Source organism: Synechococcus sp. MU1648, assembly GCF_023630615.1.
GTDB lineage: Bacteria > Cyanobacteriota > Cyanobacteriia > PCC-6307 > Cyanobiaceae > Parasynechococcus.
Window position 1 is genome coordinate 1 of the sequence record NZ_JAKUHI010000013.1, and the last position, 21,835, is coordinate 21,835.

Below are 21,835 nucleotides of genomic sequence, written 5' to 3' on the forward strand. Positions count from 1 at the left end.
TTGCGCGTGGACTGTGCTGCGAATTTCCTGGCTGCTGAGCCTTCTCATGCCCCTCCTGTTGATGGGAACTCCGGCCCAAGCCCTGGACACCTCCGCCGGGGTGGGGTTGCAGGACAGGGCCTTGTTCGAGGAAAAGGTGGATTACACGCTCACCAACCAAAGCAACGGAGATTTCCAGGGACAGAACCTGGCCAACACATCCTTTGCAGGAGCCGTTGGCCGCGGCGCGAATTTCCAAGGCGCCAACCTCCATGGGGCGATCCTCACCCAGGGGGCCTTTGCCGAAGCTGATTTCCGCGATGCTGATCTCTCCGATGCATTGATGGATCGCGCCGACTTCGTGGACACCGATCTACGCAACGCCGTGCTCACGGGGATCATCGCGTCAGGCAGCAGCTTCAGTAATGCCCAGATCGAGGGGGCTGATTTCACCGACGCCCTGCTCGATCGTGATGATCAACGCCGGCTTTGTCGGGAGGCGGAGGGCATCAACCCCAGCACCGGAGTCGCCACCTTCGACAGCCTCGGATGCTGATCGTCAGAGGCGCTCCTCCCAGCCCCGCAGCTTGCCTGGATTGAGCAGACCAGCGGGATCAAAGCGGTGCTTGGCCGCCACCTGATCAGCGTCGATGACGCCAAGGCCGCCATCCTCCACCGTGATCACATGGGGGTTGAACAGCACGGCACCCACTGCCCTGCAGTCGTCCATCAATCGGTCCAGCTGCTCAGCCCCCCGCCACCGCACCAGCGGCAGGGCGGCCAAGCGTGGACAGCCCTGCTGGCGCACAAGCTCGAGATGCCAGATCAGGTCGTCTCCCCACCGCTGCCTCAACGCTGCAATTGCTGGAGCCTCCGGCTGCGGCAACAGCATCTGCAGGTAGGTCCATCCCGGCTCTGAGGCCCGCACATGCAGGGTGGTGTGATTCCAGCTCAGCTCACGCAATCCATTGCCCCCTGAGAGATCTTCAGGCCCGAGATCCCGCAGGGTGGCCCCGGCTGACTGCACCATTCGTTGCAGGCTGGTGAGCCCATCCGGCGCGACGAGCAACAGCAACCTGTGGGCAGATACGGCAGGACCTCCCCAACTGGGCATCCGCGACAGCAGCGGCTGTTCAAGCAGGGTTCCTAGATGAAGATCCAAGGCGGATGCCGCGACCCTGTGCATCAACTCAATCGCCTGCTCCCAACGCTCGCAGTCCACACTCACCTGTTGCCAGTTGACCACTGGAGCGGTGGCCAATCTGAGGGCCGTAATGATGCCGTTCGTGCCGTAGGCATGGTTCAACGCTTCGGCATCCAGCTCGCCGATCTGATGGCGTTGGGCATCGGGACGGAGCGGTACGACCTCCATCCCGAGCAAATGGCCTGGATCGCGCAAAAAGCCCCAGCGCAACGAACCGATGCCACCGGAGCCCCCAGCAACGAAGCCACCGATGGTGGCGCTGCGCCAGGTGCTCGGCATCAAGCGCAGCTGGCGCCCATACCTGCGCAGCTCCTGATCCAGATCGCGCATCACACACCCCGGTTCCACGGTGACCACCCCCGTCGCCGCATCAATTGATCGGATCTGACGCAGGGATGTGGTGAGCATCACCACGCCTCCTTGCAGGGGCACACATTGGCCGTAATTCCCCGTACCGGACCCGCGCAGGGTCAGGGGAACCTGATGCTCGGCGCAGGCTGAGGCAAGCCGTTCAACGGCCTCCACAGTGCGAGGCCGGGCCACCAAGTCAGCACGACATGGTTCCAGTCGTGGTGTCAAAACCGGGGAGTACTCGAAGGCATCCCGGGAAAAACGCTGAAGGTCTGCTGGTTCAGCCAACAGCTCAAGATCAGGAACAGCGCTCAGGGCTTGCCGCAGGGCGATTAAGGCTTCGGCGCGACCCATGACGGTGCTGAACTCTGGTCAGGGTCTAGCGCCCGGAGACGACACCCAGTGGCCGTTTACGAGAACCTGGCGCTGCGGGGGACATCGCATCAGATCCGACCATCCCTGGCCCTCCATGCAGATCAGATCCGCAGGAGCACCAGCCCGCAGCACCCCATCCCATTCCAGTTGAAGAATGGCCGGCGGTGCCGTCGTGAAGGGGGCCAGGCCCAGGCGCTGCCACGGCAACAACTGGGTCAACGGCATCGACGCGGCCAGCAGGGCCAATGGATCGAAATCGCCTCCGGGGAACCAGGGGTCGGCCACGTTGTCACCCGCTACCGCCACCGTGACGCCACAGCGTTGCAACTGACGGATCGGGGCTTGCGGACGCTGAAGCGGGGTGGCGTCGTCCGATCGCGCTAGCAACCAGGCATTGGTGAGGGGTAGTGCGATCACGCGGAGCTGTGCTGCCGCCATGCGCTCTCCCAACCTTGCCAAGCGTGGAGGCGGCAGCAGAGAAAGACTGCTGGCATGGCTGCAGGTGACAGGAACCTGGACGGGCACGCGCCGCAGAGCCTTCAGCAGCTGAACCATGCCCTCGGCCGGGCCATGGTCGGCCTCATCAATGTGCAAATCAACGCCGCAGCTGTGGCGATCGGCAAGGCGCAACAACTCCTCCAGCTGATGGGTCACCGCAGCCGATCCACAGGGAGGGGTGAGAACACCACCGAGGCAGCCACCACTGGCGGCGACGCGACGTGCCAAATCCTCCGCTTCAGCTGAACACCAGAACTCCAGGGGAACAAGCGCCACCAGCTGAAGATCGATGCGGCTGCGCCAGCGCTGCTGAAGGGTGAGCAGTGCCTCCCAGCTGGGCTCGGCACCGGGACCACCACTGTCGACATGACTACGCATGGCACGCAGCCCATGGCCGAATGCCCTCTCCAACGCACGCTCCCCGCGCTGGAGAACGGATGCCACGGTTCGGGTGTTGTGCTCCTGCAGGTTGGCGTCCAGGGCACCTCCATAGCTGCCGCTGAGGTTGGGGTGCTCCTGCCAGGTGTAGGCCTTGTCCAGATGAACGTGGCAGTCCACCAATCGCGGCAGCACCATCCGCGATGGTGGCGACTGATCAGCCGTCAGGGGCCTGGGCTCAAGCAGACGTCCCTGATGCCAGGCGAGCCGCACAGGCGTCAGCCCCTGTTTCTGGATTGCTGGCAGGGGTGTCGCAGGGTCGAAATCAACCAGCCCCAGGGGAACCCAAGCCTCAAGGACACCACTCTCAGACTGTGACTGGAGCGACTGGGCATCCGTCACTCCTCTGCACCGTTGATGGCGTCGGTTCTGAGGATCACAAAACGACCTGCCACACCAAGGCTCAGCACATCGAAGCCGGGCAGACGCAGCCCCGGCAACAACTCCTTCCCTTCCATGCGGGTGGAATACAAGCTGGCCACCCCTAGGTTGCGACGGGTGGTGAACTGACCGGCCAGCACCGCCAGAGCATCCCGCTGAGAGGCAATCAACTCAGGGCAATTGCGAATCCAAAGACGCAGCACCATGGGCAGGGTCGGTGCCTCGCACAGTTCCTGGGTGCCCAACTTGACCAACTGGGCCCCGGCATGGGCCTCGTAATCGTCGATGGACGGATTGGAGAACACCAGCGACAGCACACCAGCCATGGCGACACCCCCCGTCAACAGCGCCAGTGCAGGCACACGTTGCGGACGCGATGAAGGGGACACCAGGCAGGCTGCGGCTCGTGTTGGTAGATTCTCACGGACGCGGCGGGCGTCGCCAAGTGGTTAAGGCAGCGGCTTGTGGCGCCGCTATTCGGGGGTTCGAATCCCCTCGCTCGCCCTTTTTCAAATATCAACCAAGGCTCTCAGCAGAGGTTCAGCACTCCAGCGAATTGGGTCGGTGCAGGGCAAACCCAGAACTTGACTCACCCGATCAATCTCGGCCGTTGCCTGACGCTCATCAAGGCGTGCCGTGTTGAGGGCAACGGCAGCCACCTTGGCTGAAGCGCCTGCGCCATCAGGCCGTGCCCAACTGGCTAAGGCTTCCGTGGTGGCCACCAACGATGCAAGGTCGGGGAGAGGGATCTGAGGCAACCGATCGATGCTCTGCTGGCCGGCCCGATGCACCAGCAAGAGGGCGGTCGGCTGGGTTCCGCGCAACAGGGGCAAGGTGGCTGTTGAAGCGGGGTGACACAGCGAGCCCTGCCCCTCCACAAGCACGAGACCCTGCTCGGGCAGAGCATCCGCCGCCCGAAGCACCGCCGCCTCCACGGCACCCGCTGCGTAATCCACCCGAACAGCATCAAGGGCAACCCCTTCGCCACTGATCAGAATTCCCGCCTGCCCCGTCCCAACAAATCGCGCGGGAATCCCTGATCGCTGGGCCGCTTCCAGCAGAGCCAGGCATGCGCTCATCTTGCCCACCGCCATGTCGGTTCCAACCGCCAAAAGGCGTCGACAGGGAAGCGCTGCAGCCCGTGCTTGGCCGATGCCGAGAGCCTCCGGCTCCCGTCGGAGATCCCAGATCCAGCGGTTGGTCCAGCAGGCTTCTGCCAATGCCGGATCATCGGCCAGATAGGTATGGAGTCCACTGGCGAGGTGGAGTCCTGCGCGCAACGCCGACAGGGCATCGTGGCGAACAGAATCCGGCAGCCGCCCACCAGAGGGAGCCAAACCAACCACAGCTGCCTCCGGGTGATACGGAAGCGCCGCGGCCAAATCCGCCACCACCGGCACGTCTCGCTCGATGCCGGTGACCTGCTGTAGGGGCTCGCCGGCATGGTCTGGATCAATCACCGCGACGATCGGGCCGGCACGGTGGCGCAGCATGGCCAGCCCGGTCTTGCCAGTGAGACTGGCCAAACCGCCGTGCTGGAGCAGCACCAAGCGCATCTTTCGAAATCCTGGCGGCGCCTGAATCCCGCTCATAAAGCTGCTGTGCTTTCACGCACACCGATAGCAGTGCAGCTCAAGGCCTGACTGCCGCGGGGCGAATCCCCAATCCAGACGTCGATGAAGGGTGCAAGCGATCGTCCTGCAGATCCAGACCAGCGAATGGATCGTCAACCAAGTTGAGATGGCTGTCGAGATCGGGCCAACGAATCAGGGGCAGCAACTGGGCCGCAGCACCGTTCAGCAGTGAGCTGTCGGAATAACAGCCCACCATCAGGTCCAAACCCTTCCGCTGCGCCACCTGGGCCATCAGCAGGGCCTGACTAAGCCCCCCGGTCTTCAGAAGCTTGAGATTCACGCCGTCCACCACCGGTGCCAGGCGCAGCAGATCCTCCAGATCCCAGCAGCTTTCATCCGCCACAAGAGGCATCGGGCAGTGCGGATGCAGTGCCGCGAAGCCCGCCGTATCGCACGCCTGATCCAGATCGGGAGCCAGGGGTTGCTCCAGCAGGACCACCTGGTGTGTTGTCAGGGGCTCCAGCATCCGCTTGGCCTGATCCACGGTCCAGCCGCCGTTGGCATCCACCTGCAGTTCCATCGCCAGCCCCTGCCGCTGGGACCGCTCCGTGATGGCCTGGGCCACCGCCTCGAGCAGGCTCCGGTCGTGGTCCAACCCATCGGGACTGCCCAACTTGAGCTTCACCCGCGTCGCCGGCAGCTGGGTCCACCAGCGGTCCAGACGATTCAGCACTGAAGCAACAGAAGCCAGTCCGAGGGTGACGCTGGTGGCGACCCCGGTCGCTCCATCGAGACCCCAGAGGCGCCACAACGGGTGGCCAAGCCGTTGCCCATGCCAGTCCCACAGGGCCAGGTCTATGGCACAACGGGCCGGCGGACTCAAGGGCGTCAACAGAGGCTCAAACCGTTGCGGACGGTCGGGATCCAAAGCATCCAATTGCGGCAGCAACGCAAGCAGCTCCTCTTCCACTGCCTCGAGCGCAAAGGCACGATGACCGGTCTCGAATCCACCCGTCTCGCCGCGACCGATCAGACCATCCCGGTCAAGCTTGAGCTCCAAGCGCACCACAGATGCTGTGGTACCCCGGCTGATCGTGAGGGGCACAGCCTTGGTGAGCGAAAACCGCCTGAGGGCCCAGCCCATCAACACCCGAGCACCAATCCCCAAACTGACACAACACCGCTGTGGCTCACACTGAGAAGGCTTGAGCCAGAGTCTTGGTCGCCTCCGCCCCCCTCACCACTGACGCCACCGCCCATTCTCAGCGGGGCAGCTACTGGATCACCACCTTCGGCTGCCAGATGAACAAGGCGGATTCCGAACGGATGGCCGGAATTCTGGAATCGATGGGCTATCGGGAGGCACCGGCCGAACTCGATGCCGATCTGGTGCTCTACAACACCTGCACGATCCGCGATAACGCCGAGCAGAAGGTTTACAGCTACCTCGGAAGACAAGCCCAGAGGAAGCGCAGCAATCCCAATCTCACCCTGGTGGTGGCGGGCTGTGTCGCCCAGCAAGAGGGCGAATCACTGCTCAGGCGGGTACCGGAGCTGGATCTGGTGATGGGTCCGCAGCACGCGAATCGACTCGAGACCCTGCTGCTTCAGGTGGACAGCGGCCAGCAGGTGGTCGCCACCGAGGACCATCACATCCTTGAAGACATCACCACCGCACGACGGGACAGCACCATCTGCGGCTGGGTGAACGTGATCTACGGCTGCAACGAACGCTGCACCTACTGCGTGGTGCCTTCGGTACGAGGCAAAGAACAATCGCGACTGCCCCAGGCGATCAAGCTGGAGATGGAGGGGCTCGCTGCCCAGGGCTACAAGGAGATCACCCTGCTGGGGCAAAACATCGATGCCTACGGCCGGGATCTGCCGGGCATCACCCCGGAAGGTCGCCGCCAGCACACCCTCACCGATCTGCTCCACCACGTCCACGACGTGGTGGGCCTTGAACGGATCCGTTTTGCCACCAGCCATCCGCGCTACTTCACCGAGCGACTGATCGATGCCTGTGCCGACCTGCCCAAGCTCTGCGAACACTTCCACATTCCCTTCCAGAGCGGCGACAACGACGTTCTGCAGGCCATGGCCAGGGGTTACACCGTGGAGCGCTACCGGCGCATCATTGACCGCATCCGTGAGCGCATGCCCGATGCCTCCCTCAGCGCTGATGTGATCGTCGCCTTCCCCGGCGAAACCGATGCTCAGTTCCGCCGCACCATGGATCTCATCAAGGAGATCGGGTTCGACCAGGTGAACACTGCGGCCTATTCCCCACGGCCCAACACCCCTGCCGCCGACTGGGACAACCAGCTCCCGGAAGAGGTGAAGGTGGAACGCCTGCGCGAAATCAATGCCTTGGTGGAAAACTGTGCCCGCGAACGCAATGCGCGCTACGCCGGACGCACCGAGGAGGTGCTTGCGGAAGGCATCAACCCCAAGGACCCGTCGCAACTCATGGGGCGAACCCGGACCAATCGCCTGACCTTCTTCAGTGCCACCGGACCGGATGGTCACGTCTATGGAGCCGGCGATCTCGTGCAAGTACGCATTGATGCCGTTCGCTCCTTTTCACTCAGCGGTAGCCCCCTGCCCCGCTGAGCTCAACGCTGATACCTTTGGCGCTCCCACTGCTCAGGGGTCGCAGCAGCCATGCCGTCCAGTCCCATCACGGTCGGGCTCGTCTTTGGAGGCCGCTCTGGAGAACACGACGTGTCAATCCGATCTGCGGCGACCGTCGTTCGCGGCCTGCGCAGCGAACGCAACACAGATCGCTACGTCGTCCAGGCGATTTATATCGACCGTGATGGGCGCTGGTGGGGAACGGATCTCGCCGAGACGACCCTGGCCTCCGAAATCGCTCCGGAGCTCACACCGCCGCTGCCTCCCTCAGGATTCCAAGGATTCCCGGAGGGTTGCGATGCGGTCGACATCTGGTATCCGGTCCTGCATGGTCCCAATGGAGAGGACGGCACCATTCAGGGGTTGTTCCAGCTGACCGGCAAACCCTTCGTGGGTGCCGGAGTTCTTGGCTCAGCAGTGAGCATGGACAAACAAGCGATGAAGTCTGCTTTCGCCAGCGCCGGGCTGTCTCAAGTGCCCTACGTGTCGCTGCTGGCTTCCGAACTCGAGGAGCCCAACAGCCGATCCGCTCTCCTGGATCGGATTGAAACAGAACTGAATTACCCCTGCTTCGTGAAGCCCGCCAATCTTGGTTCCTCTGTGGGCATCAGCAAGGTCCGTTCGCGCCAGGAGCTAGAGGCTGGCCTCAACCAGGCAGCAGCGCTCGACCCAAGGCTGGTGGTGGAGCAGGGCGTCAACGCCAGGGAAGTGGAATGCGCCGTGCTGGGGGGGCGCACGCTCGAGGCGTCGGTGGTCGGCGAGGTTCGTTTTGATGCGGACTGGTACGACTACGAAACGAAATACACCGCTGGGCGCAGCACCACGTTGATCCCAGCTCCCCTGCCCGATCAAGTGAGTGACCGCATCCGTGCTCAGTCCTTGCAGGCTTGCGCTGCCGTTGGCGTCAACGGGATGGGTCGGGTGGATTTCTTCTACGACGACAGCACCGATCAGCTCTGGATCAACGAAATCAACACCCTGCCCGGCTTCACGGCACAAAGCATGTTCCCCATGCTCTGGGCGGCCAGTGGCGTAACACTCGACCAGTTGGTTCACCAACTGATCCAAACAGCAGGAGAATGAACGCAGCGTCCTTCTCCTGACCCATGAGCCACGGACTGCTCTGGTTTCCTCTACTGCTGGCCTTTGTGCTGCTGGCCTCGCTTGGATGGCTGGAACGGCGGCGCCAAAACCTGTTTCGTGCCTGGGCCGAAGGCTCGGAACTGGCCAAGCTCGACGGATGCGGTGGTGCCCGACTGAAAGACGGGGAACTGCACTGGAGCAGCTTTGAGGCTGGCAAGTTTCAGGATCAGGGCTCGTTTGATGTCTGCAGGCTCGAGCTTGTGGAACTGATGTCACTTGCCTCCGGTGATGCCCCCCTGACGGATGAATCCCAGGGGCGCTGTCGGCTGCGGCTCATCGGGAAGGACCTGCAGATGGATGTTCCCTTCTCCGACGCCGACCGCGCTCGCAGCTGGGGTGAGCAATTAATGGCCCGGGCCCGGTGCGACCTTTGAGCCGGGTCATCAGCAAACACAAAGCATCTGAACGGCCCATCTCAGCCCAGATGGCCCGTCGCAGGGAATTGCGCCGGCAACGTCGCCAGACTCTGTTGGTCCAGCTTTGGCGCCTCCTAGCCATGCTTTTTCTGAGTGGCGGGTTCACGTGGGTCCTGCTGCGCCATGGCTGGACCCTGTCTGGCCCTGAGGCGGTGATCCTGAAGGGTGGCGCTGCCCTTGAGACGGACCAAGTCGTCGAGGCGGCCAATCTGCGCTTTCCCCAACCCCTACTGGAGGTCAGTCCCAGGACGCTTGAACAAGAGCTGATTCGTTCCCTGCCGGTGCGCAGCGCTCAGGTGGAGCGAAAGATGCTTCCCGCTCGCCTCATCGTCAATCTGAAGCCACAGATCCCAGTCGCCCAGGCTGTGCGTCAGGGTCCCGCTGGGCGGGAACGAGGCTTGTTAGATGTCAAAGGGCAGTGGATGAGCCTGACTGACGCATCACCGCAGCCGCTCACAAAAATCTTGGTGCGCGGTTGGAACGAACAGCAACGCGGCTATGTCGCTGAGCTGCTGCAACAACGGGATCGCTTCGAAGGGACGCTGAAAACCATCGTGGTGCACCCCGACGGAGACATCAGCCTTGTCACAACGAGCCTGGGCAGGATTGATCTCGGAGGCGAACCAGCTCTGCTCAACACCCAGATCGAGACGATCATCCACCTCAACAACACGTTGCCTGAGCATCTACGCCAAGCCCGGAAAAGCAGTCTTGATCTCAGCGATCCCGACCGTCCGGAACTGCAGCTAGCGAATCCACCCGTCCCCCAGAACGCCAAGTCGCAACCCTGAGACCAGAGCTTTGAAAATCTGGAGACCACAACCTCAGCGCCTGGTTTGTGATTTGTTGAAGCCAGGACAGGGCTTCAGGGACATAATGCAACGCAAGCAACTGGTTCAGCCTCGACGATGGAGATGGTGAGCGGCTCAGGGTCCTACACGGCAGCTGGAATCCAGCCCAGCCAATCCGCCCGCATCGAGGTCATCGGCGTTGGTGGGGGCGGCAGCAATGCTGTCAACCGCATGATCCTTAGCGATCTTGAGGGTGTTGGCTATCGCGTTCTGAACACGGATGCCCAGGCTCTGATCCAATCCCAGGCCCAGCAACGCCTACAGCTCGGGCAAACTCTGACTCGAGGACTCGGCGCCGGGGGCAACCCCACCATCGGTCAGAAGGCAGCCGAAGAATCCCGCACTGATCTGCACGACGCACTGCAGGGAGCAGATCTGGTGTTCATCGCCGCAGGCATGGGCGGTGGGACCGGCACTGGAGCCGCACCTGTGGTGGCTGAGGTGGCCCGGGAAGTCGGGGCTCTCACCGTGGGCATCGTGACCAAGCCTTTCAGTTTCGAGGGCCGCCGTCGCATGCGACAGGCCGACGAAGGCATCACTCGATTGGCAGAGCACGTAGACACCCTGATCGTGATCCCCAATGACCGCCTGCGGGATGCCATTGGCGGAGCCCCCCTTCAAGAAGCATTCCGCAGTGCAGATGATGTCCTGCGCATGGGCGTCAAAGGCATCAGTGACATCATCACGTGTCCCGGCCTGGTGAACGTTGACTTCGCGGACGTTCGTTCGGTGATGACCGAAGCGGGTACAGCACTGCTGGGCATCGGTATCGGTTCTGGCCGGTCCAGAGCCGTGGAGGCAGCCCAAGCCGCGATCGCAAGTCCATTACTGGAAACGGAACGCATCGATGGGGCCAAAGGCTGTGTGATCAACATCAGCGGCGGCAAGGACATGACCCTGGAGGACATGACCACCGCTTCAGAGGTCATCTACGACGTCGTTGATCCGGAGGCGAACATCATCGTGGGCGCCGTGGTGGATGAAGCGCTCGAAGGAGAGATTCACGTCACGGTGATTGCCACAGGCTTCGAGAACAAGCAGCCCTACCGCAGCGAGCGCAGCCGCTCCATGCCTGGCATTGCGACCCGAGCTGAACCCGAAGAGAACGGCGCCAGAATCCCTGAATTCCTGCGTCGCCGTCAGCAGCAGAACAACAACTCCGATTGAAAGTCCTGAGGAATCTGACTCTCAATCAAGCTGTCTGAAAGTGGTGACCCGGAATCCACGCCTGCCCTGAGCATCCCGTGTGGCTGCTCCCTTCCGGTTCTGACCAGATTTGGGCGTCGGAGCCGCATGGGTCCGAGTCGGCAGAATGCTAGCAATGAGCCCCCAAGGGGTTCTGAAGCTGCATGCGTCCTTCTGATCTGACCCGCTTCAAGCAGAAGGGCCACCCCATCGCCGTGCTCACTGCATGGGACAGCCTCTCTGCGTCTCTCGCAGAAGCAGCCGGTGCCGATGTGGTGCTGATTGGCGATTCACTGGCCATGGTGGCGCTAGGCCATGCCACAACACTCCCTGTGAGCCTGGATCAGATGCTCCATCACACGCAGGCGGTGGCGCGGGGATTGACAGCCATGCCGGCCGATCAACCCCTGCTGGTCTGCGACCTCCCCTTTCTCAGCTACCAGTGCGGCGAAGACCGTGCCGTGGCGGCTGCAGGCCGACTCCTGAAGGAGTCCAGTGCTGCCGCAGTGAAGCTGGAGGGGGCGGAGCCTGAGGTCGTGACCGTGATCGACCGACTGGTGCGGATGGGCATTCCCGTGATGGGGCACCTTGGCCTCACCCCACAGGCCGTGCATCGTCTGGGCTATCGCCGTCAGGCCACGGATGCCATCAGCCAAGAGCGCCTGCTGGATCAGGCGCGAACTCTGGAACAGAAGGGCTGCTTCTCTCTGGTGCTGGAACATGTCCCGTCGGAGCTGGCGAGCAAGGTGCAACAAGCCCTGAGCATTCCCGTGATCGGCATCGGAGCCGGTGAGAGCTGCGATGGCCAGGTGCGCGTCACGGCAGACCTGCTGGGCCTAACAACAAAACAACCTCCGTTCAGTCCGGCCCTTGTGGATGGGCGCCAACTGTTCATTGAGGCGTTGAAGGGGTGGGTCAACCAGACCCGGAACCAAACTCCACCCATCACAGGAAACACCCATGACAATCAATAATTCCAATCAGAGCCTAAAAGCACTGCGCCACAACGGCTTCGACTCAACGGCTTCGACTGATGCGAAGCCTGGAGATGAGTGGCTAAGTGATTAAAAGAATCGATCCGGTTGCAAGTGAGCTACAAACGAGACATTCGTTCAGCTTCAGTACCTCTAGCCGGCTGTGGTGGTGCCGCACCGATGGTGAAATACAGGGCTGACGCCGTTGTGGACTAATTGATGCCAGCAAGAACGTCAGGGGTTTTCAGCCCAGGAAGGATCAGTCTGTGGGCTGATACTTCAGATGATCTCTTTACGGCCAGCCTTGATTTTCTGCCTGGCTGTAAGCAGGCCATAGACGAGCAACCCGAGAAGAGCGATGTTCATGCCAATGAAAAACATCATGTCCATGATCTTGTGGCAACTTGTTCCTTGATAGGCAGGACATGCAAGCCGGCCTATCCGTCAGAAGACTCATTTCAACCCCTGGATCGCCATTGACGGTTGAGGCATCCACCAGTCCCCCTGCTCAACATGAGCGCCGCCAACGATCAAGAAGTGCCGGCGACGGACGCGGAAGAAGAGGGCTGCAAGCTTGACGACGAGGTTGCTGGGATCCACGAACACCGAACCCCTTGGTACGCCCATACAAACAGCCACGACTCATGGGGCCGGTGGCAACGGTCATCCGTACCTCCGTTGCCTGCTCTCGATTTTTAAGATCCAAGGGTCTGACAGCTGAGCTGCAACCAGACAGTTGAACTATCTCTGGTTCTGAGGGGTTCCGGAGATTTTTTATTTGCTTCCCCATGGATCAAGCTGAAATCAACAATTGGATCTCCATCGCTGAGAGCATGGAAGCCAAGGGCGATACGGAGAGCTGGTTTTACCTTCGCGCTCGCGCAATTGCTGACGGGAAGGCGGATCCCATGCCCAATATTTCAGAGTTGATGGGTGATCCTTCTTGATCTGCCTGACCAGATGATGCACTGCAACGCCAGGCAAAAGATGTGCACTCGTCGAAATTTTTCTTTAGTGGAACCAACTCTCGTTGATCTCTACCTGATTACCTATCAGTGATAGGAGACTTTTATCGAGACCTGATTCGGCTGATTTAAGCGTTTGGGGAGACGCGGGCGAGGGAACCCGCGAACATTCAGCCTCCCAAGCGCTTGCAGTGGTGCTGGCGCCCAGCTCATCTTCACAGTCAACTTGAGGAGATTTGGCTAGTAATTAATGCCTAATTTGGTGCATTTGATACCCAGCGAAGGGTCGCCTGTCAGCGAAGATTGGTTCGAAGGCAGTGGTGCCTTCAATACGTCGTTTGGGGGTGGGCTGAGGGGCCTACCTCTTTTTTTATGAGCATGCTGCGTGAAGCAGCCATACAGACGTGTCTCGCCCAAGTCGCTGACACGAGTCGCTGACACGAGTCGCAACAGCAGCCGCTTGTTGATCAGATCAATGGATATGACTGACTTGTGGCCTTAGCAGTCCTCTCCGAAACCTCTTCCCACCACAGAATCACCTCAATCAGCACCTGATTGCTGACAGCCATTCCTTCGGGGTCGGTGAGGCACCAACGCCCTGCCCGCTGCTGCAGCCACCCACGCTCAACGAACGGCTGCCAGCGACGGACCAGTGCATCTGCATCAAAGCCATGCAGCGTCACCCCTTCCCGGCGCCGCAGTCCCACCAACAATTGGTCATCCAGTGGAAGACCAACCTCGGCGACGGTTTCCTCAGGACGGCTGTCGAGCCATGCCGCGTAGGCAGCCCGTGTGCGTGGTCGCGCCAAGCGCTCCCCCCAGGGCGCTGATGTCGCTCCCATTCCAAATCCCCACCAACCGGCACCGCTCCAATACACCCGGTTGTGACGTGAGGCATGGCCAGGCCGGGCATGGTTGGAAATCTCGTAACGGCTGAGGCCTGCAGCAGCCAGCCGATGCGTGGTTAGGTCCATTAGCGCAACGGCGAGGTCGTCATCCGGAAGTTTCAGCGCACCAAGCGTGCGTTGGCGATCAAACACGGTGCCCGGTTCCACCGAAAGGTCGTAGATCGAGAGATGGGGGGCCTGACTGGCAATGGCCTGATCCAACTGCTCCTCCCACGCGGCCATGGTCTGACCCGGCAGGTTCTGAATGAGGTCGAGACTCCAGGACTGGAGGACTCCGTCGCGCCGGGCCTGCACCAGCCAGTCGATCGACGCCTGAAGGTCGTGCTGCCGATGCCGCCGCCCCAGCTGTTCGAGCACCGAGTCGTCAAAGCTCTGCCCTCCCAAGCTGATGCGATTCACCCCAAGGGAGAGAACCGCAGACAGCTGCGCGCAGTTAAAGGTGGCCGGATCCATTTCCAGGGTGATTTCCGCACCGGGCTGAAGCCCGAACTTTTCCGCCAAGGCGTCGAGCAGTGCAGCGATCTGATCCGGACACAAGAGCGATGGCGTCCCGCCACCGATGTAGACCGTGGACAGGGGCGGACCGACTGGTGCAGCAGCGATTTCGCGATGCAGAAGGCTTAGGTACTCGCGGATGGAGCGACTGCCAGGCCCCTGGTCGGCACGGGCTTGATCCCCCAAGGGAACAACCGCGAAATCGCAGTAGTAACAGCGCCGGTGGCAGAAGGGAATGTGGAGATAAGCGCTGCGGGGAGGGATGGGATAGGGCATGCTTCTGGCATCCGGATTGAGCTGCCACGACCTGAACCCATGGTGGATCCGCTCATCCTTCTTCTGTTTGTGGTCTCCGGTGCAGCCGCCGGATGGATGGGAGTTCATCTGCTTCCAGACGGACTGGTCACCGAAACCACTGATGCCGAACGGCTCCGGCTGATTCTCAGCGGGTCGGGAGGCGGCATCGGAGTCATTGCCGGCTTGGTGTTTCAAAGGCTCCGAGTGCGCTTGATGCAGCAAGTGCGCACCATGCCCACCGATCTTTTGGTGAGCCGGGCTGTCGGCCTGATCCTCGGGCTGCTGGTCGCCAATCTGCTGCTGTTGCCCGTTCTACTGCTTCCGTTCTCCGGGGGAATTGCCCTGCTCAAACCGCTGCTGGCAGTGGTGAGCAATGTCTTTTTCGGGATTCTGGGAAGCAACCTGGCTGAGGTGCATGGCCGCACGCTGCTGCGCCTGTTCAATCCCGCCAGCACGGAAGCCCTGCTGGTGGCCGATGGGGTGCTCACCCCAGCCACGGCCAAGATCCTCGATACCAGCGTGATCATCGATGGTCGGATCCGCGGAATGCTTGCGTGCGGCTTGCTGGAAGGACAGGTGATCGTCGCTGAATCAGTCATCGATGAAATGCAGCAACTGTCGGATTCCACCAATGTTGAGAAGCGGGCCAAAGGCCGGCGTGGATTGAAGTTGCTGAAAGATCTACGGGAGACCTACGGGCGACGGCTTGTGATCAACAGCACCCGTTACGACGGGAAGGGAACGGACGACCGTCTGCTGCAGCTGGCCTCTGACACGGGCGGAACCCTGGTAACCGCGGACTTCAACCTGGCGCAGGTCGCCCAGGTGAAAGAACTGAAGGTGATGAATCTGAGTGAGCTGGTGATCGCGTTGCGGCCTGAGGTGCAACCCGGCGATGAACTCAAACTCAAGATCGTGCGTGAGGGCAAGGAGGAGAGCCAGGGCGTCGGCTATCTCGACGACGGAACGATGGTGGTGGTCAACGATGCAAAATCGCTGATCGGCCAACGCAAGCCTGTGGTGGTGACCGGTGCCCTGCAAACGCCAACGGGTCGGATGGTGTTCGCCCGTCTGGACTCCAAAGATGCAACAACCGACACCAAGACTTCAACCAAATCGAAAAGTCAGGGAAAACCGGCCAAAACCAGCCACCGCAAGCCCGCTGACCCCGGCTAGGCTCGCCTCACCGCGATGGTGGAGATGACAACTTCGGCCCCGTACTACGGCGACAGCGCCGTGATGCGCACACCACCTCCCGACCTTCCGTCCCTCCTACTCAAGGAGCGGATCGTGTACTTGGGCTTGCCCTTGTTCTCTGACGACGATGCCAAGCGTCAGATGGGAATCGATGTCACTGAGCTGATCATTGCTCAGCTGCTCTTTCTGGAATTCGACAACCCAGATAAGCCGATTTACTTCTACATCAACTCCACGGGAACCAGCTGGTACTCAGGAGAAGCGATTGGCTTTGAGACCGAAGCCTTCGCCATCTGCGACACCCTCCGCTACGTCAAACCCCCGGTGCACACCATCTGCATCGGTCAAGCCATGGGTACGGCAGCGGTGATCCTTTCAGCAGGAACAAAAGGCCAACGGGCTGCTCTGCCCCACTCCTCCATCGTTCTGCACCAGCCTCGCAGCGGTGCCCGCGGCCAAGCCACGGACATCCAGATCCGGGCCAAGGAAGTGCTGCACAACAAGCAGGCCATGCTTGAAATCCTTTCCACCAACACCGGAAGATCCGTGGAGGAGCTGAGTAAGGACTCCGACCGGATGAGCTACCTGACACCCCAACAAGCCGTCGAGTACGGACTCATCGACCGCGTGCTCAGCAGCCGCAAAGAACTGCCCGGCAATACCTCCGTCTGACCAGCTGCCTCTGACCAGCTGCGTCTGATCCGCCCCACTTGCTCTCACTTTTCAACGTCCTGAACCATGCCGATCGGTACTCCCAGCGTTCCTTACCGCCTCCCAGGCAGCCAGATGGAGCGCTGGGTCGACATCTACACCCGTCTTGGGGTGGAGCGGATCCTCTTCCTTGGCTCTGAAGTCAATGACGGCATCGCCAACAGCCTGGTGGCCCAGATGCTTTACCTCGACTCAGAAGACAGCAGCAAGCCGATTTACCTGTACATCAACTCCCCCGGTGGCTCTGTCACGGCTGGTCTGGCGATCTACGACACCATCCAGTACGTCAAAAGCGAGGTGGTCACCATCTGCGTGGGCCTCGCCGCATCCATGGGTGCCTTCCTCCTAGCAGCCGGAACGAAAGGCAAACGTGTTGCCTTGCCCCACAGCAGGATCATGATTCACCAGCCCCTCGGCGGCACCAGCCGGCGCCAGGCCAGTGACATCGAAATCGAGGCACGAGAGATCCTGCGCATGAAGGAGATGCTCAACCAATCCTTGGCCGACATGAGTGGGCAGAGTTTCGAAAAAATCGAAAAAGATACCGACAGGGACTACTTCCTCAGTGCAGAGGAGGCCAAGGAGTACGGGCTTATCGACCGGGTGATTTCACATCCCAACGAAGCCTGAACGGAACGGGGCAGGCCGCTGCGTAAGCTCGTCCACTGCACTGTTGCGCAAGCCCGCCCCGGATGGCCCAGCTTTTCTACGACTCCGACGCCGATCTCGGTCTGCTGAATGGCAAGACCGTGGCCATCATTGGTTATGGCTCCCAGGGTCATGCCCACGCCCTGAACTTGAAGGATTCAGGGGTCGATGTGGTTGTGGGCCTGTATGACGGCAGCCGATCAGCAGAGAAAGCCAAGGCCGATGGGCTTGAGGTTTTGAGCGTGGCCGATGCCTCTGCCAAGGCCGACTGGATCATGGTCTTGCTGCCTGACGAGTTCCAGAAGGACGTCTACGAGAAGGAAATCGCACCCCACCTCACTTCAGGCAAGGTGCTCAGCTTCGCTCACGGCTTCAACATCCGCTTCGAGCTGATCAAACCCCCTGCCGATGTGGACGTGGTGATGATCGCCCCGAAGGGCCCTGGCCACACCGTGCGCTGGGAATATCAGAACGGTCAGGGCGTTCCTGCCCTGTTCGCGATCGAACAAGACGCATCCGGTAACGCACGGGGCCTGGCCATGGCCTACGCCAAAGGCATCGGCGGCACCCGTGCCGGCATCCTGGAAACCAACTTCAAGGAAGAGACCGAAACAGATTTGTTCGGTGAGCAGGCTGTGCTCTGCGGCGGTCTGTCCGAACTGGTCAAGGCAGGCTTCGAAACCCTTGTGGAAGCTGGATACCAGCCCGAACTGGCTTACTTCGAGTGCATGCACGAGGTGAAGCTGATCGTGGATCTGATGGTGAAGGGAGGACTGACCTCCATGCGCGATTCGATCTCCAACACCGCGGAATACGGCGACTACGTCAGCGGCCCCCGGCTGATCACCGCCGACACCAAAGCCGAGATGAAGCGCGTTCTGGCTGACATCCAGGACGGCACCTTCGCGAAGAACTTCGTTGCCGAGTGCGAAGCAGGCAAGCCGGAAATGAAGAAAGTTCGCGACCGCGACTCTCAACATCCGATCGAGAAGGTGGGCAAGGGACTGCGCTCGATGTTCAGCTGGTTGAAGGACGCCTGATTCAGCGCGAAACCTAAACGCCCGGTGGAATCCTCCATCACTCACCAGACACCCCGCTCTGCTGCCCTTGGGGCGCTGAGCGGGGCTTTTTGTTGGATCCTGGGACCTCACCGCCAATGACTTCAGGAGAGATGGGAAGCCTGCTGATCATTGGAGCAGCACTGCTCGATCAGCTGATCGGTGACCCGATCCGAATCCTCCATCCCGTAGTGGTGATGGGGTGGTGGATTCGGCAGCTGCGGTGCAGGGTCGAGCAATGGGCCGGTGACCATCCCACGAAGCTGCGCTGCGGAGGTGGCCTGATCAGCCTGATCCTGGTGCTCGGAAGCGCCATAGCCGGTTGGTGCCTTGAGCGACTGTTGTGGCTGCCATCTCCGTGGCAGTGGCTGGGAGTTGCGATCCTGACCGTGGGCTTAGCCAGTGCCCTGGCGGCCCGCAGCCTGACCGACAGCGTTTTGGCGGTGCTGGAAGCGCTCCCGGAAAGGGACGAAGGCGACCTCGAGACGGCACGCCGGAAGCTGAGCTGGATTGTTGGACGAGACGTACAGAGCTTGGATCAAGCTGGACTGCTCAGAGCTGCTGCCGAGACAGCCTCAGAAAATGCTGTAGATGGCGTTTTCGCACCCTTGTTCTGGATGGGCATCGGTGCGTTGCTCTGGATGGTCATGCCCGCAGGCCCTGGCCCACTCGCTCTGGCCTGGGCCTTCAAGGCCAGCAGCACGCTCGATTCCATGCTCGGCTATCGCACAGGTCGCCTGCGTTGGCTGGGGACGGCTGGCGCACGCCTGGATGATCTGCTTACGTGGCTGCCCTGCCGTCTAGTGATGCTGACGCTGCCTTTGGTCTGCCCGCCATGGTCACGCTGGGCGCAACGGGTGCAGGCCGCAGAACGGGATGGGGCCACAGATCCGTCGCCCAATGCAGGTCGCTCAGAAGCGATCTACGCCCACTGCATCGGGATCCAACTCGGTGGTGAGAACCGTTACGGAGACCGTGTTGTGCAGAAACCGGTTCTGGGAGCTGATCAACCGACAGCCAGCCTTGGGCTTGTCAGACGTGTTCTGAACGCATCACGTCGATTGGAACTCCTCTGGATCAGTGCTCTTCTGATGATTCAACTGGCCATCATCCACTGAAGACCAATCAGTAGGCGCCACGGTCCATCGGCAGAAGCAACACACCAAAGGTGCGCAGAATGATCGCGAAATCCAGGCTGAACGAGCGGCCACGGGCGTAGGCCAGATCGAGCTTGACGCGTTTCTTGTAACTCAGGTTATTCCGACCACTCACTTGCCAGAGGCCAGTCAGGCCTGGGCGCACAGAGGCAACTTCATCCATATAAGGGCCGTAACGAACAAGCTCCTTATCGACGATCGGGCGTGGGCCCACCACGCTCATCTCGCCGCGGAGAACATTCAAAAACTGCGGCAGCTCATCAAGACTCGAACGGCGGAGGAAACGACCCAGCGGAGTGATCCTGGGATCACGCTTGAGCTTGAAATCACGCTCGAATTCAGCCCGCAGCGATGGGTCAGCCTCCAGGACACGGGACAGGACAACATCTGCGTCGGCACGCATGGTGCGGAACTTGATGCAGCCGAACCGTTGGTAACCCCGGCCCACCCGACGCTGGGTGTAAAAAATCGGCCCCGGTGAACTGAGCTTGACCAAGCCAGCCAGGAGAAGTAGCACCGGTGAACCAAGGCCGAGAACGGTCAGGGAAAAGGCGATGTCGCCAGTTCGCTTGAACACCCTGCCCCATCGGTTCTGATGGCGAATCAGAGCGAGAGCCGGCAACTCCGACGGGGGGGCTGAGATCAGCGCAAGGTGGGGCTTGTACTTGCCACGGCGGGCAGCACGACCAGCGGTCTGAAGCAAGGATGGCCGAGAGGCCGAGGTCAAAGGCTCAACCTGGGACTCAGCACACTCAACGTCACAGGCGGAGTCCTGACATCTCGGCGGGGTCACTCGCTGCAACGTCACAGCCGCGTCGATGGGCCTGCCAGGCCGTTTGCAGAGCAGATTCAAAGCGTGCGGCGAATGCTTCTGGCCTAAACCGCTCGGCCCACTGACGGATGGCTTCCGAGTCGAAGGAACGCCAGATTCGGCCTTGCTCAAACCACTCCACAGCCTGAACAAGCGACTCCACACTCTGTTCCGGGAAAAGAACCCCGGTGGGCTCTCGCAACCCGGCCGTTGCACAGCGCACCGTGTCCAATAAACCTCCACGGCCAAGGCCGATCACGGGAGCCCCAGCGGCCATCGCTTCCACAGGAGCAATGCCGAAATCCTCGAGGCCTGCATAAACAAAAGCGCGACAACGAGACAACAGCTCCTCCACCTGTTGCCCAGACTGTCGGCCAAGCAAAGTGACGGTTGGCCCTGCCAGGGACTCAAGCCGAGCACGCTCCGGCCCATCCCCGACCACAAGCAGGGGCAGGCCCAATCGATTAAAGGCTTGCACAACCAAGTCGACTCGTTTGTAAGGGACCAAACGACAAAGGCAGAGGTAAACGTCGTCTCGTTCTGAATTCCAGCGGAAGCGGTTGACCTCCACTGGGGGATGGATCACGGAGGCATCACGCCCCCAATACTTACGAATACGGCGCGCCGTGAAACGGGAATTAGCAATGAGATGGTCCACCCTCTGAGCACTGAGCTGATCCCATTGGCGCAGGGCATGCAGCTGCCAGCGAATCAAAGGCCCGAGGCCACGCCTCGCGAGGGCTGAACGCTCTAGATAAGCGTGCATCTGATCCCAGGCGTAACGAACCGGTGTATGCACATAACTGATGTGCAACTGCTCCGGACTCGTCAGCACGCCCTTGGCTACAAGATGACTGCTGCTGATCACCAGCTCAGCTGCGCCGAGATCGATCTGTTCAACAGCAAACGGCAACAAAGGCAGGTACTGCTGCACATGGCTGCGCCCCCAAGGCAGGCCTTGAATCGGGCTAGTCAAGACGGATCGGCCATGCAACCAACTGCCAGTCCGGCAGGATTCGGCATCAATAAGGGCAGCCAGCTGTGGTTCGCAGCCGCGGCTTTGCAGCAGGGAATCAATCGCCTCAACAACACGTTCAGCACCACCGACCGAGCGTGGTGAGAACCACTCGTGAACCAGAGCGATGCGCTGCGGGAATTGGTCCGAAGCCGAGGGCATCCAGCCACAATGATGCGAACGATACGAAGTCTCTCAGCTGATTGCAGGACCCTGCCGAGGTCACGATGCTGGTCCACATGTCCAGTACGAACCTCACCATCAACATCCTCCTGGAAGAGGCGTTGAACGAACCGGACATCGGCACCACAAGCCGTTTCCGATGGCATGCCACAGCAGTAGGAATTGCTGCGCTCTGCATCGACAGCGCTCCGCCATCAACACCCCCTTTTGAGGATGCAGTCAAAGAGGGACTCAATGTGGGGCTCGATCTCAGCAGGGAGGAACGAGAGTTCCATCAAGTAGAACAAGGATTGGTTCTCTTGTTTCACTCTTAAGGAATGAAGCGATCGCTGATAATTACTATCAAAGAGAAACCAGACAAGCAACGAAGTGGCACCTAGATCGAGG

The 21,835-nt window shown here is 60.9% G+C and carries 23 protein-coding genes, 1 tRNA gene and 1 other RNA gene; 15 read left to right on the forward strand and 10 right to left on the reverse strand.

Annotated features, from left to right (window positions below; genetic code table 11):
- Nucleotides 1–46 precede the first annotated feature (46 nt).
- Complete coding sequence (locus NCN06_RS11230; protein WP_502988839.1) at nucleotides 47–535, forward strand: pentapeptide repeat-containing protein; 489 nt, start codon at nucleotides 47–49, stop codon at nucleotides 533–535.
- Between the two features lie 3 nt (nucleotides 536–538).
- Here the strand turns inward: NCN06_RS11230 and NCN06_RS11235 are convergent, their stop codons facing one another.
- The 3 genes from NCN06_RS11235 to NCN06_RS11245 are packed head-to-tail and all read right to left on the reverse strand — an operon-like array spanning nucleotide 539 to nucleotide 3,552.
- Entirely contained in the window at nucleotides 539–1,888 is a 1,350-nt protein-coding gene (locus NCN06_RS11235) for an FAD-binding oxidoreductase (protein ID WP_226397862.1), read from the reverse strand.
- An 18-nt stretch (nucleotides 1,889–1,906) separates the two neighbouring features.
- A complete protein-coding gene (locus NCN06_RS11240) occupies nucleotides 1,907–3,187 on the reverse strand; it encodes an amidohydrolase family protein (protein ID WP_226397863.1) in 1,281 nt (426 codons plus the stop codon).
- Nucleotides 3,184–3,552: a DUF4359 domain-containing protein gene (locus tag NCN06_RS11245; protein ID WP_226397922.1), complete on the reverse strand. Its 369-nt coding sequence runs from the start codon at nucleotides 3,550–3,552 to the stop codon at nucleotides 3,184–3,186. The genes NCN06_RS11240 and NCN06_RS11245 overlap by 4 nt, the downstream gene beginning before the upstream one ends.
- 105 nt (nucleotides 3,553–3,657) lie before the next feature.
- Between NCN06_RS11245 and NCN06_RS11250 the strand changes: the two genes are divergently transcribed.
- Nucleotides 3,658–3,730 (forward strand) — tRNA-His (locus NCN06_RS11250).
- 5 nt (nucleotides 3,731–3,735) lie between these two features.
- On the opposite strand, the gene NCN06_RS11255 is transcribed toward NCN06_RS11250, so the two are convergent.
- Nucleotides 3,736–4,818, reverse strand: coding sequence for an N-acetyltransferase DgcN family protein (locus tag NCN06_RS11255; protein WP_226397864.1), 1,083 nt, complete (start codon nucleotides 4,816–4,818; stop codon nucleotides 3,736–3,738).
- 40 nt (nucleotides 4,819–4,858) lie between these two features.
- Nucleotides 4,859–5,944, reverse strand: a complete 1,086-nt coding sequence (locus NCN06_RS11260) for a dipeptide epimerase (RefSeq protein ID WP_226397865.1) — start codon at nucleotides 5,942–5,944, stop codon at nucleotides 4,859–4,861.
- 74 nt (nucleotides 5,945–6,018) lie between these two features.
- Between NCN06_RS11260 and miaB the strand changes: the two genes are divergently transcribed.
- From miaB to ftsZ, 5 genes are all read left to right on the forward strand, one after another.
- Nucleotides 6,019–7,413 (forward strand): tRNA (N6-isopentenyl adenosine(37)-C2)-methylthiotransferase MiaB, encoded by a 1,395-nt coding sequence (miaB, locus tag NCN06_RS11265; RefSeq protein WP_226397866.1) that lies wholly within the window; start codon nucleotides 6,019–6,021, stop codon nucleotides 7,411–7,413.
- A gap of 51 nt (nucleotides 7,414–7,464) precedes the next feature.
- Nucleotides 7,465–8,517, forward strand: a complete 1,053-nt coding sequence (locus NCN06_RS11270; protein ID WP_226397867.1) for a D-alanine--D-alanine ligase family protein — start codon at nucleotides 7,465–7,467, stop codon at nucleotides 8,515–8,517.
- A gap of 23 nt (nucleotides 8,518–8,540) precedes the next feature.
- A complete protein-coding gene (locus tag NCN06_RS11275; RefSeq protein ID WP_226397868.1) occupies nucleotides 8,541–8,951 on the forward strand; it encodes a hypothetical protein in 411 nt (136 codons plus the stop codon).
- A gap of 50 nt (nucleotides 8,952–9,001) precedes the next feature.
- Entirely contained in the window at nucleotides 9,002–9,784 is a 783-nt protein-coding gene (locus NCN06_RS11280) for a cell division protein FtsQ/DivIB (protein ID WP_226397869.1), read from the forward strand.
- Nucleotides 9,785–9,901: 117 nt separating this feature from the next.
- Complete coding sequence (gene ftsZ / locus NCN06_RS11285; protein ID WP_226397870.1) at nucleotides 9,902–11,011, forward strand: cell division protein FtsZ; 1,110 nt, start codon at nucleotides 9,902–9,904, stop codon at nucleotides 11,009–11,011.
- Between the two features lie 42 nt (nucleotides 11,012–11,053).
- Here the strand turns inward: ftsZ and ffs are convergent.
- Nucleotides 11,054–11,150, reverse strand: an RNA gene (gene ffs / locus NCN06_RS11290) — signal recognition particle sRNA small type.
- A 43-nt stretch (nucleotides 11,151–11,193) separates the two neighbouring features.
- Between ffs and panB the strand changes: the two genes are divergently transcribed.
- The gene (gene panB / locus NCN06_RS11295) at nucleotides 11,194–12,003 is read left to right on the forward strand and encodes a 3-methyl-2-oxobutanoate hydroxymethyltransferase (protein ID WP_115023775.1); all 810 of its coding nucleotides are present in this window, start codon (nucleotides 11,194–11,196) and stop codon (nucleotides 12,001–12,003) included.
- A 453-nt stretch (nucleotides 12,004–12,456) separates the two neighbouring features.
- Here panB and NCN06_RS11300 read toward each other — a convergent pair whose 3' ends face one another.
- Entirely contained in the window at nucleotides 12,457–12,630 is a 174-nt protein-coding gene (locus tag NCN06_RS11300) for a hypothetical protein (protein WP_226397872.1), read from the reverse strand.
- Between the two features lie 161 nt (nucleotides 12,631–12,791).
- On the opposite strand from NCN06_RS11300, the gene NCN06_RS11305 reads away from it, so the two are divergent.
- Nucleotides 12,792–12,950, forward strand: coding sequence for a hypothetical protein (locus NCN06_RS11305; RefSeq protein ID WP_226397873.1), 159 nt, complete (start codon nucleotides 12,792–12,794; stop codon nucleotides 12,948–12,950).
- Nucleotides 12,951–13,435: 485 nt separating this feature from the next.
- Here NCN06_RS11305 and hemW read toward each other — a convergent pair whose 3' ends face one another.
- Entirely contained in the window at nucleotides 13,436–14,647 is a 1,212-nt protein-coding gene (gene hemW, locus NCN06_RS11310; protein ID WP_226397874.1) for a radical SAM family heme chaperone HemW, read from the reverse strand.
- Between the two features lie 39 nt (nucleotides 14,648–14,686).
- Here hemW and NCN06_RS11315 point away from each other — a divergent pair, with 39 nt between their 5' ends.
- From NCN06_RS11315 to cbiB, 5 genes are all read left to right on the forward strand, one after another.
- Nucleotides 14,687–15,844, forward strand: coding sequence for a PIN/TRAM domain-containing protein (locus tag NCN06_RS11315; RefSeq protein ID WP_115023779.1), 1,158 nt, complete (start codon nucleotides 14,687–14,689; stop codon nucleotides 15,842–15,844).
- Between the two features lie 24 nt (nucleotides 15,845–15,868).
- Nucleotides 15,869–16,537, forward strand: coding sequence for an ATP-dependent Clp protease proteolytic subunit (locus tag NCN06_RS11320; RefSeq protein WP_226397875.1), 669 nt, complete (start codon nucleotides 15,869–15,871; stop codon nucleotides 16,535–16,537).
- A 66-nt stretch (nucleotides 16,538–16,603) separates the two neighbouring features.
- Nucleotides 16,604–17,206, forward strand: a complete 603-nt coding sequence (locus NCN06_RS11325) for an ATP-dependent Clp protease proteolytic subunit (RefSeq protein WP_115023781.1) — start codon at nucleotides 16,604–16,606, stop codon at nucleotides 17,204–17,206.
- Between the two features lie 62 nt (nucleotides 17,207–17,268).
- Nucleotides 17,269–18,264 (forward strand): ketol-acid reductoisomerase, encoded by a 996-nt coding sequence (ilvC, locus tag NCN06_RS11330; RefSeq protein WP_226397876.1) that lies wholly within the window; start codon nucleotides 17,269–17,271, stop codon nucleotides 18,262–18,264.
- Between the two features lie 116 nt (nucleotides 18,265–18,380).
- A complete protein-coding gene (cbiB, locus tag NCN06_RS11335; protein WP_250398942.1) occupies nucleotides 18,381–19,400 on the forward strand; it encodes an adenosylcobinamide-phosphate synthase CbiB in 1,020 nt (339 codons plus the stop codon).
- Between the two features lie 7 nt (nucleotides 19,401–19,407).
- Here cbiB and NCN06_RS11340 read toward each other — a convergent pair whose 3' ends face one another.
- Both NCN06_RS11340 and NCN06_RS11345 read right to left on the reverse strand, forming a co-directional pair.
- Entirely contained in the window at nucleotides 19,408–20,166 is a 759-nt protein-coding gene (locus tag NCN06_RS11340) for an undecaprenyl-phosphate galactose phosphotransferase family protein (protein WP_226397878.1), read from the reverse strand.
- Nucleotides 20,167–20,197: 31 nt separating this feature from the next.
- Nucleotides 20,198–21,427: a glycosyltransferase gene (locus NCN06_RS11345; RefSeq protein WP_226397879.1), complete on the reverse strand. Its 1,230-nt coding sequence runs from the start codon at nucleotides 21,425–21,427 to the stop codon at nucleotides 20,198–20,200.
- 65 nt (nucleotides 21,428–21,492) lie between these two features.
- Here NCN06_RS11345 and NCN06_RS11350 point away from each other — a divergent pair, with 65 nt between their 5' ends.
- Nucleotides 21,493–21,762 (forward strand): DUF8674 family protein, encoded by a 270-nt coding sequence (locus NCN06_RS11350; protein ID WP_166016948.1) that lies wholly within the window; start codon nucleotides 21,493–21,495, stop codon nucleotides 21,760–21,762.
- Nucleotides 21,763–21,835 lie beyond the last annotated feature (73 nt).

Bases quoted from the DNA above. Each gene is read 5' to 3' on its own strand.
- NCN06_RS11280 (WP_226397869.1), top strand. From the start codon at position 9,002: ATGGCCCGTCGCAGGGAATTGCGCCGGCAACGTCGCCAGACTCTGTTG.
- hemW (WP_226397874.1), bottom strand. From the start codon at position 14,647: ATGCCCTATCCCATCCCTCCCCGCAGCGCTTATCTCCACATTCCCTTC.
- panB (WP_115023775.1), top strand. From the start codon at position 11,194: ATGCGTCCTTCTGATCTGACCCGCTTCAAGCAGAAGGGCCACCCCATC.
- NCN06_RS11325 (WP_115023781.1), top strand. From the start codon at position 16,604: ATGCCGATCGGTACTCCCAGCGTTCCTTACCGCCTCCCAGGCAGCCAG.
- NCN06_RS11315 (WP_115023779.1), top strand. From the start codon at position 14,687: ATGGTGGATCCGCTCATCCTTCTTCTGTTTGTGGTCTCCGGTGCAGCC.
- NCN06_RS11345 (WP_226397879.1), bottom strand. From the start codon at position 21,427: ATGCCCTCGGCTTCGGACCAATTCCCGCAGCGCATCGCTCTGGTTCAC.
- NCN06_RS11350 (WP_166016948.1), top strand. From the start codon at position 21,493: ATGCTGGTCCACATGTCCAGTACGAACCTCACCATCAACATCCTCCTG.
- NCN06_RS11275 (WP_226397868.1), top strand. From the start codon at position 8,541: ATGAGCCACGGACTGCTCTGGTTTCCTCTACTGCTGGCCTTTGTGCTG.
- NCN06_RS11305 (WP_226397873.1), top strand. From the start codon at position 12,792: ATGGATCAAGCTGAAATCAACAATTGGATCTCCATCGCTGAGAGCATG.
- NCN06_RS11245 (WP_226397922.1), bottom strand. From the start codon at position 3,552: ATGGCTGGTGTGCTGTCGCTGGTGTTCTCCAATCCGTCCATCGACGAT.
- cbiB (WP_250398942.1), top strand. From the start codon at position 18,381: ATGACTTCAGGAGAGATGGGAAGCCTGCTGATCATTGGAGCAGCACTG.
- NCN06_RS11230 (WP_502988839.1), top strand. From the start codon at position 47: ATGCCCCTCCTGTTGATGGGAACTCCGGCCCAAGCCCTGGACACCTCC.
- NCN06_RS11270 (WP_226397867.1), top strand. From the start codon at position 7,465: ATGCCGTCCAGTCCCATCACGGTCGGGCTCGTCTTTGGAGGCCGCTCT.
- NCN06_RS11300 (WP_226397872.1), bottom strand. From the start codon at position 12,630: ATGGGCGTACCAAGGGGTTCGGTGTTCGTGGATCCCAGCAACCTCGTC.
- ilvC (WP_226397876.1), top strand. From the start codon at position 17,269: ATGGCCCAGCTTTTCTACGACTCCGACGCCGATCTCGGTCTGCTGAAT.
- NCN06_RS11255 (WP_226397864.1), bottom strand. From the start codon at position 4,818: ATGAGCGGGATTCAGGCGCCGCCAGGATTTCGAAAGATGCGCTTGGTG.
- NCN06_RS11260 (WP_226397865.1), bottom strand. From the start codon at position 5,944: ATGGGCTGGGCCCTCAGGCGGTTTTCGCTCACCAAGGCTGTGCCCCTC.
- NCN06_RS11235 (WP_226397862.1), bottom strand. From the start codon at position 1,888: ATGGGTCGCGCCGAAGCCTTAATCGCCCTGCGGCAAGCCCTGAGCGCT.
- NCN06_RS11320 (WP_226397875.1), top strand. From the start codon at position 15,869: ATGACAACTTCGGCCCCGTACTACGGCGACAGCGCCGTGATGCGCACA.
- ftsZ (WP_226397870.1), top strand. From the start codon at position 9,902: ATGGAGATGGTGAGCGGCTCAGGGTCCTACACGGCAGCTGGAATCCAG.